The organism is Actinomadura fibrosa (assembly GCF_900659615.1).
GTDB classification, from domain to species: Bacteria; Actinomycetota; Actinomycetes; order Streptosporangiales; family Streptosporangiaceae; genus Spirillospora; species Spirillospora fibrosa.
This window is the reverse complement of sequence record NZ_CAACUY010000260.1, coordinates 1-11,555: the sequence shown is the minus strand read 5'-3', so window position 1 is coordinate 11,555 and position 11,555 is coordinate 1. Positions and strand designations below refer to the sequence as shown.

Genomic DNA, 11,555 nt, shown 5'->3' with positions numbered 1-11,555 from the left:
GCGAAGGGGCCGAGGCGCTGGCACGCGCTCTCGAAGGCGCCGTGGCCGCGCGTACCGCGGCCGGTGCCAGGGCGTCGACCAGCGTCCGGTCCCCCACCTCGGCCTCGCCGACCCGCTGGATCGCGGCCAGCCCGGCGGCCGTTCCGTCCGCGAACGCGGCGACCGGGTCGCCGCCGGCGTCCAGCGCGTGCGCGATCTCGGTGAACAGCAGGCCGAGCAGCGGGCCGCTGGTGCCGCCGACCTCGTCCAGGAACACGTCGCCGAGCGTTCCGAGGGCCTTGCCGCCGGCACGGTCCGGCCGGTCGTACCGAGCGACCGCCTCGCGCAGGCCGCCGCGCAGGTTGTCGCCGAAGTCCCCGTCCCCGCTGTGCCGGTCGAGGGCCGTCAGCTCGGTGTGCGCGTCCTCCACCGCGGCGGCGTAGCGCCGCAGCACGGCCTCCTGGTCGATGTCCATCAGGCGGTCTCCTTCGCGCCGTGGGGAAAGGCCGGCGTGATCGCGGGCGCCGCCCACCAGTCCAGCCAGCCGGGACGCATCCGGGTCACGGTGATCGAGAACCCGGCCATGTCGAGGGCGGGGACGAACGTGCCGGCCAGCCCGCCGGCGTGCCGGAGGCCGCGCTCGCCCAGCCCGTCCGCGACCAGGTCGTACAGGCCGTACAGCTCCAGCAGCGTGGTCCCGCCGAGGCCGTTGACGACGGTGACGACCTCGTCGGGCCCGTCCGGGAGGCCCGCGACGATCTCGTCCAGCATCCGGGAGACGAGGTCCTCGGACGGCGGCCGCGGCACCGTCTTCGCGGCCCGCTCGCCGTGGATGCCGACGCCGTACTCCAGCTCGCCCTCGGCCAGGTCGAACGCCGGGCGCCCGGTATGCGCCGAGGTCTGCGCGCGGGACGCCACGGCCAGGCTGCGGGACGCGGCGGCGACCGCGGCGCCCAGCTCCGCGAGCTCGTCCAGCCCGAGGCCGGTGTCGGCGGCGGCGCCCAGCAGCTTCTCCACGACCAGGGTCGCGCCGGTGCCGCGCCGCCCGGTGGCGGTCTCGTCCGACTCGGTGGCCAGGTCGTCGTCCACGAGGACGCGCCGGACCTCGATGCCCTCGTGCCGGAGCCGCTCGGCGGCGATGCCGAAGTTGATCCGGTCGCCGGTGTAGTTCTTCACGATGTGGACGACGCCGCCCGGTCCGGCCGCCTTGCGGCTGGCCTCAAGGATCTGCCGGTTGTGCGGGGACGCGAACACCTTGCCGGGCGCGACCGCGTCGAGCATGCCGCGCCCGAGGAAGCCCGCGTGCAGGGGCTCGTGGCCCGACCCGCCGCCGGAGACCAGTCCCACGACGCGGCCGGGGGCGCGGTCGCGGGCCACCAGGTGCGCGGGCTCCTCGTGCAGCTCGACGAAGTCGGCGTACACCCGCGCGAACCCGCGCAGCGCCGCCGGGACGGGATCGCCCCCGGCGGGATGGAACGGCATGCTGGACGTCACGTGCGGCTCCCGATGGTCTGCCCGAAACAGCGGTAACGGTCCCATATATACCCGCCGGACCCACCATCATGATCGCCCGAGACGACGGGCGATCCGGACACGCCGCTCCGAATCCCGCGCGAGGATCAATCCCGTGCGGGTCGAACCGGCTCGCCGGGAGAGAGGACCTCGTCCGCCGCGTGCGTCAGCGGGGGAAGGTCCAGCGGGTGGCGCCGAAGGGCTTCTCGGTGCCTACGCCGATGGCGGTGTGGATGGTGAGGCGGTACAGGTTCCAGGGTGGGCGGCCGGCGCTCTGGGCGCTGTACGGGGCGGTGAGGGCGTCGCCGTCCACCTCCGCGGGCCAGCCTCCCTTCCGGTATTCGGCCGCGATGCGGGCCAGGACGTCCGGGTCGACGACTCTGGCGGCCTCGCCCTCCAGGACGAGGTCGACGCCGGTCAGGCGGACGGAGAGCGTGCACGCCGGGTTCGCGGCCAGGTTGCGGGACTTGCGGGTGCCCGGGCCGCTGGTGAAGTAGACGTCGCCGTCGTCCCAGAGGGCACCGATCCCGGCGGAGTGGGGGCGCCCGTCCGGGCGGACGGTCCCGAGGAACTGCGCGGTCTCGGCCTTGGACAGTTCTGCCGCCAGCCCGTCGCGGGCCTTGCTCCACGGCAGCTCGCCGGAGCCGTAGATGTCGAGGTTCGCGGCTTCGATCGGATCGGTCATGTCTCCGCCTTCCCGTTGAGGTCATGTCGATGGGTAGACCGGGGTGGCGCCGTGAACTCATCGCCCCCGCCCCGGTTAGGGTGCCCGCCTTGCGGCAGGCCGTCTTCAAAGGGAGTGCACGGTTCTTTCGTGTCCGTGCACTCTCGGGCGGGCGGGTTCGAGACGCCGGTTTCCGCCGGTTTGTGACGTCTTCGGGCGGTGGTACTCGTCATAGCGCCGCGCCGTCACAGGGATCGGGGCGCCGGCATCTTCATGGTGTCAGGACGCCGCGCGAACATTCCGCGCGGCACGCGCGAGTGAGTGAGGACGCCACGCCATGGAAACCCGTATGAACCTCATGGAGAACCAGCTCGGCGCGAAGCTCGGCAAGCGGTTCGCCGCCGTCGGCCTCGCGATCCAGCAGTCGCCGCTGCCGCGGGACCTCCAGGAGCTCGTGATGCTGCGCGCCAGCCAGATCAACGGCTGCGGCTGGTGCGTGGACTTCCACACCAAGGAGGCCGCCGCCGGCGGGGAGAGCGCGGTCCGGCTCGCGCTCGTCGCGGCCTGGCGGGAGTCGACCGTGTTCACCGCGGCGGAGGAGGCCGCGCTCGCGCTGGCCGAGGAGGGCACCCGGCTCGCGGACGCGCACCAGGGCGTGTCCGACGAGACGTGGGCCCGGGTGCGCGAGCACTTCGACGACGACCAGATCGCCGCGCTGATCTACCTGGTGGCCGTGGTCAACGCGGCCAACCGGATCGGCGTCATCGCCCGCCAGAAGGGCGGCTCGTACGAGCCGGGCATGTTCGCCGAAATGGCGAAGTGACCGCATGCGGACGCCCCCGGCCGCGGCCGGGGGCGTTCGCGTGGCGTCAGGCCGACTTCTCGCGGGGTTCGCGCTTCGGGCGGTCGCGCGGGACGAGGGTCGGGTTGACGTGCTCCAGGACGGCCTCGCGCGTGATCACGACGCGCGCCACGTCGTGGCGGCTCGGGACCTCGTACATGACCGACAGGAGGACCTCCTCCATGATCGCTCGGAGGCCGCGGGCGCCGGTGCCGCGGAGGATCGCCTGGTCGGCGATCGCCTCCAGGGCGTCCGTGGTGAACTCCAGGTCGACGCCGTCGAGCTCGAACAGCCGGTGGTACTGGCGCACCAGGGCGTTCTTCGGCTCGGTGAGGATGTTGATCAGTGCCTCGCGGTCCAGGTTGTGGACCGACGTGATCACCGGGAGGCGGCCGATGAACTCGGGGATCATCCCGAACTTCAGCAGGTCCTCCGGCATCACGTCGCCGAGCACGGCCGAGGACTCGTCGAAGTCGGCCTTGGAGCGGATCACGGCGCCGAAGCCCATGCCCTGCTTCCCGACCCGGGCCTCGACGATCTTCTCCAGGCCGGCGAAGGCGCCACCGCAGATGAACAGCACGTTCGTGGTGTCGATCTGGATGAACTCCTGGTGGGGGTGCTTGCGGCCGCCCTGCGGCGGGACGCTCGCGGTGGTCCCCTCCAGGATCTTCAGCAGCGCCTGCTGGACGCCCTCGCCCGAGACGTCCCGGGTGATAGACGGGTTCTCGCTCTTACGGGCGATCTTGTCGACCTCGTCGATGTAGATGATCCCCGTCTCGGCCTTCTTGACGTCGTAGTCGGCCGCCTGAATGAGTTTGAGGAGGATGTTCTCGACATCCTCGCCCACGTATCCGGCCTCCGTCAGCGCCGTGGCGTCCGCGATCGCGAACGGGACGTTGAGGAGTTTGGCGAGCGTCTGCGCGAGCAGCGTCTTGCCGGAACCGGTGGGACCCAGCAGCAGGATGTTGGACTTGCCCAGCTCGACCGGGTCGTCCCTGCCGGTGTCTCCCGACTGGATCCGCTTGTAGTGGTTGTAGACGGCGACGGAGAGCGCCTTCTTCGCCGTCTCCTGCCCGATGACGTAGGAGTCCAGGAACTCGTAGATCTCCCGCGGTTTGGGCAGGTTGTCCCACTTGAGGTCGGAGGTCTCGGAGAGCTCCTCCTCGATGATCTCGTTGCAGAGATCGATGCACTCGTCGCAGATGTACACGCCCGGACCCGCGATGAGCTTCTTGACCTGCTTCTGGCTCTTCCCGCAGAACGAGCACTTGAGCAGGTCACCACCGTCGCCGATGCGTGCCACCCAACTGTCTCCTTTTCGTGGGGCCGCCCGCCTGAGAGTTTGCGGCGCAGCTCGGTTGCGTCCCGAAGGCTCTCGACGTTGGACTCGACGTTACCGTTTCCAACGGACTTGGTAAGCCCCTCGCCCGGAAGTATGACGACCGGGCTGGGGGACTCCCTCGTCCTCGTGCCGTCTCAGGACGACACTACCTCGGCCGTGCGCTTCCTGCTGACGAAGACATCGTCGATGAGGCCGTAGTCCTTGGCCTCGTCCGCCGTCAGGATCTTGTCCCGCTCGATGTCGCGGCGGACCTCCTCGATGCCCTTGCCGCTGTGCCGGGCGAGGATCTCCTCCAGGAGGTCGCGGATCCGCATGATCTCGCGCGCCTGGATCTCGATGTCGCTGGACTGGCCGTAGGTGCCCTCGGTCGCGGGCTGGTGGATCAGGATCCGCGAGTTCGGCAGCGCCGCCCGCTTGCCCTTGGTCCCGGCCGCGAGCAGCACGGCCGCGGCCGACGCGGCCTGGCCGATGCAGACCGTCTGGACGTCCGGCTTCACGAACTGCATCGTGTCGTAGATCGCCGTCATGGCGGTGAACGAGCCGCCCGGCGAGTTGATGTAGATGCTGATGTCGCGGTCCGGGTCGATCGACTCCAGCGTGATCAGCTGGGCCATCACGTCGTTGGCGGACGCGTCGTCGATCTGCACGCCGAGGAAGATGATCCGCTCCTCGAAGAGCTTGTTGTACGGGTTCATCTCCTTGACCCCGTACGTGGTGCGCTCGACGAAGGACGGGATGATGTAGCGGTTGTCCACCGGCATCGGGGACCCCCCGGCCGAGATGCCGGGACGGATCAGATCACTGATGCCGGGACGGGTCGGGTCGCTCACTGTGTGCCTCCGAATCGTGGTTCAGGTCGTCAGGAGACGGGGCCCTCGGAGGGCACCTGGTTCGCACTGAGCACCACGTGGTCGACGAAGCCGTAGTCCTTGGCCTCGTCCGCGGTGAACCAGCGGTCGCGGTCGGAGTCGCGCTCGATCTGGTCGAGCGGCTGGCCGGTGTGCTCGGAGATCTTCTCGGCGAGCGTCTTCTTGACGTAGAGCATCTGCTCCGCCTGGATCTTGATGTCCGAGGCGGTGCCGCCGATGCCGCCGGACGGCTGGTGCATCATGATGCGCGCGTGCGGCAGGGCGTAGCGCTTGCCGGTCGTCCCGGCGCAGAGCAGGAACTGCCCCATCGAGGCGGCGAGGCCCATGCCCACCGTCACGATGTCGTTCGGCACGTACTGCATGATGTCGTAGATCGCCATGCCGGCGGTGACGGAGCCACCTGGCGAGTTGATGTAGAGCGTGATGTCGCGGCGGCCGTCCTCGGCCGACAGCAGCAGGAGCTCGGCGCAGATGCGGTTGGCGATGTCGTCGTCCACCTGCTGGCCGAGGAAGACGATGCGCTCGCGCAGCAGCCGCTGGAACAGCTGGTCGCCCAGAGGCAACAGGGGCGCCTCGGCGACCCGCGCCTGGATCCGCGACGACTCGTCGAAAGTCGGAGGCATGCTCACCGGGTGTTCCTCCGGTCCTTTTAATCGGTTCGGATGATTGGACATTAACGCGCTCCGGGGGCCGCTTAAGCCCAGGGGGGCGCCTTTTCGCCAGGGGCGTACCCGGCCGCCCGCGCCGCCGTGACGATCTTCGCGAACGCGACACGCCCCGCACCCGGGGCCGGGTGCGGGGCGTGTGGGGTGCCGTCAGGCGGCCGGGGGCGCCTCAGGCGTCCTTGGCGCCTTCGTTCTTCGGCTCGGCGGCCGGGGCCTCGTCAGCGGCGGTCTCAGCCGTGGCGGCCGGGGCGTCGGCGGCGGCCTCCGCCGGCTCGGCGGCCTCCGCGGCCTCCGCCGTGTCGACCTCGGCGGTGTCGGCCTCGTCCACGCCGGCCTCGTCCGCGGCGTCGGTGTCGTCGGCGGCGACGGTCTCGCCCGTCTCACCGTTCAGCTCGCGCTGGACGGCGTCGACGTCGATCTCGTTGCCCGACTCGTCCTTCACCGTGACGTGCTCGACGACGAGGTTCAGCGCCTTGCTGCGCAGCACCTCCGACACGATCGCCGGGAGCTGGTTGTTCTGCGTGAGGTACTCGGCGAGCTGCTGCGGCTGCACGCCCATCTGCATGGCCTGCGTGACGACGTACTCGCTGAGCTCCTCGTTCTCGACGCCCAGCTCCTCCTGGACGGCGAGCTGGTCGAGGACGAACCCGCCCTTGACCGCGAGGCGCGCCGCGTCGGCGACGTCCTTGTCGAACTCCTCCTCGGACTTCTCCTCGTCCTTGAGGTAGTCCTCCTTGGACATGCCCGCCATCTGGAGCTGCTGCTCCAGCTGCTGGTTGCGGCGGCTGATCTCCTCCTCGACCACCTTGTCCGGCAGCGGGATGTCGATCTTCTCCAGCAGGGCCTCCAGCGCCTTGTCGCGCGCCTCGGAGAGCTGCTGGAGCTTCACCTGCCGGCCCAGCCGGGCGCGGACGTCGTCGCGGAGCTCGTCGATGGTGTCGAACTCGCTGGCGAGCTGGGCGAACTCGTCGTCCAACTCCGGCAGGTTCTTGACCTTGACGCTCTGCACGGTCACGGTGATCTCGGCCTCCTCGCCGGCGCGCTCGCCGCCGACCAGGGTGCCGGTGAAGGTCTTCTCCTCGCCCGCGGAGAGCCCGACGAGGGCGTCGTCCAGGCCCTCGATGGCGGACTTGCTGCCGACCTCGTAGGAGTAGCCGGACGTGGAGGCGTCCTCGATCTCCTCGCCGCCGATCCGCGCGACGAGGTCGATGGTGGCGAAGTCGCCGTCCTCGACGGGCCGCTCGGCGGTGGTCAGCGAGGCGAACCGCTCGCGGAGGTTGCCGATGGTCTCGTCGACCTGCTCGTCGGTGACCTCGGCGTCGTCCACGACGACCTCAAGGCCGTCGTAGTCGGGGACCTCGAACTTCGGACGGATGTCCACCTCGGCCGTGAAGGCGAACTGGTTGCCGTCGTCGAGCTCCGTGACCTCGACGTCCGGCTGGCCGAGCACGAAGATCTCGGTCTCCTCGACGGCCCGGCCGTACAGCTCCGGAAGCGCGTCGTTGACCGCCTCCTGGAGGACCGCGCCCCGGCCGACGTACTTGTCGATCAGCGGGGCGGGGACCTTGCCGGGCCGGAAGCCCTTGATCCGCACCTGCTGCGAGATCTCCTTGTACGCCTTGTCGAGGTTCGGCTTGAGCTCGTCGAACGGAACCTCGACGGTGAGCTTGACCCGCGTGGGGGTCAGCTCCTCGACATCGGTCTTCACTGGGGTAGGTCTCCTTGATCGGGCGCTGTCTCGGCCGCGGCGTTCGACGCGTGCTCAGCCAGTCAGTCTCTCAGGCGGCGCGGGCACGCCGAAATACGGCTCCGCGCCTTCGCGCGCCAAGTCTATGGGGTAGCGGCGGCGTCTGCGGACAAGGGACGGCCACAAGCCCCCGGAACACGCGCCCGACCCGCTCGATACCGCCGCGCGCGGGCCCGCGCGGCGCATCCGCGGTGTGGCCGCGGCGCGACCTGGACCCATCCGCGGCGCCATCCGGCCGTAACCCGGCCGCCACCGGGAAGCATCCCTCCGTTCCCCGGCGGGACGGCCCGTCCGCAACCGGCGAATCCGCGTCAACAATGCCGTACGGGCAGTGACAGACGCCACTCGACCCCTCATACTCTTCCGGGATGAACGGGATAGCTGCGGCCTTCAGCGCGACCGGTCTCTACTACCTCGGGTTCGCCGTCTTCAAGCTCGCGGCGGACCGGATGGCCCCGCTCCGGGGCAACCGGATCCCGCACATGGTCTGGACGATCGTGAGCAACTGGATCTTCCTGCTCGCGCTCGCCCTCGTGCTCGGCGGCCTCACCCTGCAGATCATCGCGCTGGGCGACCTGCCGCTGTCCACCGCCGTGCCGATCTTCATGTCCGGCGTCGTCCCGCTGCTGCTGATCGCCATGGTGTTCTTCGGCGAGCGGCTCACCGCCCGCGAGTGGCTCAGCCTGGTCCTGATCGGCGCGGCGATCCTGCTCCTCACCGCCTCGATCCGGGGGAACCAGCCGATCAGCTCGGCGGACGTGCCGCTCTGGAAGATCGCGATCGTCGTGGGCCCGGCGGTGCTCGTCCCCGTCCTCATCCTGCTGCTCGGCGACTACCGGCCCGACGGCCGGCACGCCCGCCCGGTCACCGGCATCGCCTACGGGCTGAGCAGCGGCTTCCCCGTCGGCACCGCGGAGCTCGCCATCAAGGGCTGGAGCGACGACCGGCACGCCACCGACCTGCGCATCCTCACCACGCCCTATCCCTACCTGACGGTCCTCGCGGCGGCCGTCGGCTTCGGGATCATGGTCATGGCGTTCCAGCGATGCCGGGTGTCGATCGTCGCGACGGTCATGACGGTCAGCGCGAAGTCGTACCTGCTCACGATGGGCACGTTCATGTACGGCGAGCCGTGGCCGCAGGACGGAGGACGCTCCGCGATGCGGCTGGGCGCGCTGGCCCTCGGCGCGATCGCCGTCCTCCTGTTCCCGCGGCACCGGCCCGTCCAGGACGAGCGGCCGACCTCGCACGAGGACCTCTCGGGCCGTGACCCGTTCGGCGGCCCGGCCCTGGGCGGTCCGGCGCTCGGCACCTCGCTGGGCCGGCATCAGGACCAGGTTCCCGCTCCCCCGGTGCCGCCCCAGCGCAGCCCCTACGCCCAGGACCCGCTGGGGCAGGGCCCTTACAACCGCCCTGGCGCGCCTCGTCCCACCGCGCCGCGGGACACAGCCGGCCCGACCGCGTCCAGGGGCGAGTCCGGCCGCTGGCAGCGCCCGCAGGGTCCGGGCGACTCCCGCTGAACCGGGCGGTGTCCTAGCCCGTCACGCGCAGGGACGAGATGACCGTGTTGATGTCGGGCCAGAGCCTCTTGTGCGTCTCCGGGATGTCGATCCAGAGCAGCGAGGGCCGGGGACGTCCGGTGTCGACGATGACGACCGCCGAGAGGTCCATCTTCGCGCGCACGCCCTTCTTACTGAAACGGATCTCACGGACGACGAGCCAGCCCTTGCGGCCGCTTACCGTGACCGGCTGCGAGGCGACGTCCCGTCCGCGTGCCGTCTCGTCGAAGCCGATGAACTGCCGATAGTCCTGGACGGCGCCGGCCAGGGCCCGCAGCCGCCCCTTGCCCTTGCCCTCGCCGGCGTCCATGAGGTCGTCGTCGACGAAGCCGGAGGCGATGACCGCCTGCCACTTCACCTCGGTGTCGAACTTCTGCTCGCGGTTGAAGCCCGCGATGCCGGGATCCACCGCGCGGCTGCGTCCCCACTCCCCGCCCAGCGCGACGTAGGACAGGCGCGGGTCGCCGTCGTCCACGCGTCCCGCGACGGGTGAGCCCGCTCCTCGGTACCGCTTGACCCGAACGGTGGTCGCGAGCCGCGTCTCGCCCGTGAGCAGGTCGTTGCCCTGGGCCGGGACGGTGGCCCCCGGGATGGGCTTGGCGTCGCCGCTCCCCTGGCAGGTGGCGATCGCGTACGCGCCGAACGCCGACTCCTGCCCGACCACCTTGCCGCCGACGAGGGCGGTGCAGGTGACCCGGCCCGGACCGTTGCGCCAGTTGTTCTGGATCTGGGCCGACACCGTCTCGCCCGCGTCGGCCCGGACGGTCCTGCGCAGCGGCAGGGCCGCCTCCTCGATCTCGTCGACCTTCGCCCCGCCGGGCACCGGAGGGGAGACGCGCGCGGTGCGCCGGTCGCCGTTCAGCACGAAGGTGATCTCGACGGGCCCGCTCGCGCGGGAGGCCGCCGCCGCGCCGCCGCCTCCGCCGTCCGTGCCGGACGACCCGCCGCCGTCCGGCGCCGCCAGCCCGATGCCGAGGAAGACCTGCGTGACGAGCAGGAAGCCGCCCGCGACGAGCAGGGGCCGCGGGAGCCGCGCCAGCAGCCGCCGCCCTCCGGCCGACAGCCGCAGGGGCGTGGTCTCTTCGTCGGTGCTCACGGCTTCCTCACACCTGCTCGGCGGCGGGCTCGGCGAGGACGCGCGCCGCCCGCCGCGCCTCTTCCAGGCTGTCGCGCAGCGGCAGCAGCCCGGCCCGGTCGGCGAGCCCGTCGATCTCGGCGACGGCGAGCTCGTCGCGGACGGTTCGCGCGAGCACCTCCCGCGTGTCGGCGCTCAGCTCCTCCAGCTCCTGGAGGGTCCGCCATTCGCGGTAGGCGGCGTCGGCGCCGCGGGTGCGCTCGGCGTAGCGCTCCAGGGCCTCGACCCGCCGGGTCACCGCCTCGGCGGAGACCCGCAGGGCCTGCCGCTGCGGTTCGAGGACCTCCCGCACCCGCGCGCTGCCCCCGCCCTCGGCCGCGGCCTTCTGCACCTGCCGCCCGATCCGGGTCAGCTCCGCGAGGGCCTGGCCGATCTCCCACTCGTGCTGGGGCAGCGTCACCGAGTTGGCGATCTCGTCCAGCAGCCCGGCCGTGTTGACCTCCGACTCCAGGACGGTGGCGACGGCCTCCTGCGCCCGTGCCATGAGCTCCCGCAGCGACACGCCGAACCACGGCCGCAGGTTCCCGGTGGCGAAGTCGGCTTCCAGGTAGTACCGGCCGTGGTGGACGCGGGCCAGCTCCGTGCCGTCGTCCTCGCCGCCTCCGAAGGCGCAGAGCACGACCCAGGAGACGAGTTGCAGAGCCGTCCCCGCCACCAGGACGAGCCAAAGGCCGCCCCAGAAGGCCGCCACGAACCCGGCTTGCAGGACCGCTCCGACGATGAGGCCCTTGCGTCCCAGCAAGAACCACCCGGCGACCGCCGGGAGGAACCCGCAGAGCGTCGCCACCGGGATCGCCAGCAGGGCGTCACCGGGCGTCCGCCCGCCCCAGCGGGGCGCGGGCGGAGGCGCCGCGCTCGCCGCTGAGAGGCCCGCCGGAGACGCGAGCAGCCGTGCCTGCTCGTCTGGAGACAGCGCCGGATCTACGACCGGCCGCAACGACCACCCCATGTGCCCCCCGATAAACGATCATCGGGATTCTGGCAGAAGATCCCGCTTCCTACCAGGGCGTTCGCTGGGTGACCGGCGGTCTCGCCGCACCATGGGCTCCCGCTCATGGTGCGGCGAGACAGGGTCAGCGCTTCTTGCGGCCCTTGCGGTCCTGGGACGGGAGGCCCTTGTCGAGCCCCGCCCTGCGCAGGGCGTCCGCCATCGCGCCGCCGCCGGAGAAGCCGCCGCCCTGACCACCGCGGGAGCCGACGCCAGCGCATCCCCGGCAGAACCGCCGAGGCGATCCGCTTCAC

At 71.2% G+C, this 11,555-nt stretch carries 11 protein-coding genes; 2 read left to right on the top strand and 9 right to left on the bottom strand.

What is annotated here, in order from left to right:
* From E1300_RS41755 to E1300_RS41745, 3 genes are all read right to left on the bottom strand, one after another.
* Nucleotides 1-454, bottom strand: a 454-nt coding sequence (locus E1300_RS41755; protein WP_242619740.1) for a DAK2 domain-containing protein, incomplete at its 3' end; no start/stop codon positions are given.
* Entirely contained in the window at nt 454-1,473 is a 1,020-nt protein-coding gene (locus tag E1300_RS41750) for a dihydroxyacetone kinase subunit DhaK (RefSeq protein WP_242619739.1), read from the bottom strand. The genes E1300_RS41750 and E1300_RS41755, both read right to left, overlap by 1 nt.
* 184 nt (nt 1,474-1,657) lie before the next feature.
* Nucleotides 1,658-2,176 (bottom strand): pyridoxamine 5'-phosphate oxidase family protein, encoded by a 519-nt coding sequence (locus E1300_RS41745; protein ID WP_131762813.1) that lies wholly within the window; start codon nt 2,174-2,176, stop codon nt 1,658-1,660.
* A 316-nt stretch (nt 2,177-2,492) separates the two neighbouring features.
* Between E1300_RS41745 and E1300_RS41740 the strand changes: the two genes are divergently transcribed.
* A complete protein-coding gene (locus E1300_RS41740; protein ID WP_131762812.1) occupies nt 2,493-2,978 on the top strand; it encodes a carboxymuconolactone decarboxylase family protein in 486 nt (161 codons plus the stop codon).
* 46 nt (nt 2,979-3,024) lie between these two features.
* On the opposite strand, the gene clpX is transcribed toward E1300_RS41740, so the two are convergent.
* The 4 genes from clpX to tig all read right to left on the bottom strand — a co-directional run bounded on the left by clpX (nt 3,025) and on the right by tig (nt 7,580).
* The gene (gene clpX / locus E1300_RS41735) at nt 3,025-4,299 is read right to left on the bottom strand and encodes an ATP-dependent Clp protease ATP-binding subunit ClpX (protein WP_131762811.1); all 1,275 of its coding nucleotides are present in this window, start codon (nt 4,297-4,299) and stop codon (nt 3,025-3,027) included.
* Between the two features lie 173 nt (nt 4,300-4,472).
* Nucleotides 4,473-5,099, bottom strand: coding sequence for an ATP-dependent Clp protease proteolytic subunit (locus E1300_RS41730; protein ID WP_207400265.1), 627 nt, complete (start codon nt 5,097-5,099; stop codon nt 4,473-4,475).
* Nucleotides 5,100-5,197: 98 nt separating this feature from the next.
* Nucleotides 5,198-5,830: a ClpP family protease gene (locus E1300_RS41725; protein WP_131762814.1), complete on the bottom strand. Its 633-nt coding sequence runs from the start codon at nt 5,828-5,830 to the stop codon at nt 5,198-5,200.
* A gap of 211 nt (nt 5,831-6,041) precedes the next feature.
* Nucleotides 6,042-7,580: a trigger factor gene (tig, locus tag E1300_RS41720; protein ID WP_131762810.1), complete on the bottom strand. Its 1,539-nt coding sequence runs from the start codon at nt 7,578-7,580 to the stop codon at nt 6,042-6,044.
* A gap of 407 nt (nt 7,581-7,987) precedes the next feature.
* On the opposite strand from tig, the gene E1300_RS41715 reads away from it, so the two are divergent.
* A complete protein-coding gene (locus E1300_RS41715) occupies nt 7,988-9,139 on the top strand; it encodes a DMT family transporter (protein WP_242619738.1) in 1,152 nt (383 codons plus the stop codon).
* A 13-nt stretch (nt 9,140-9,152) separates the two neighbouring features.
* Here the strand turns inward: E1300_RS41715 and E1300_RS41710 are convergent, their stop codons facing one another.
* Nucleotides 9,153-10,274, bottom strand: a complete 1,122-nt coding sequence (locus E1300_RS41710) for a hypothetical protein (RefSeq protein WP_131762809.1) — start codon at nt 10,272-10,274, stop codon at nt 9,153-9,155.
* 7 nt (nt 10,275-10,281) lie between these two features.
* Nucleotides 10,282-11,262, bottom strand: a complete 981-nt coding sequence (locus E1300_RS41705; protein WP_207400264.1) for a hypothetical protein — start codon at nt 11,260-11,262, stop codon at nt 10,282-10,284.
* Nucleotides 11,263-11,555: the final 293 nt, after the last annotated feature.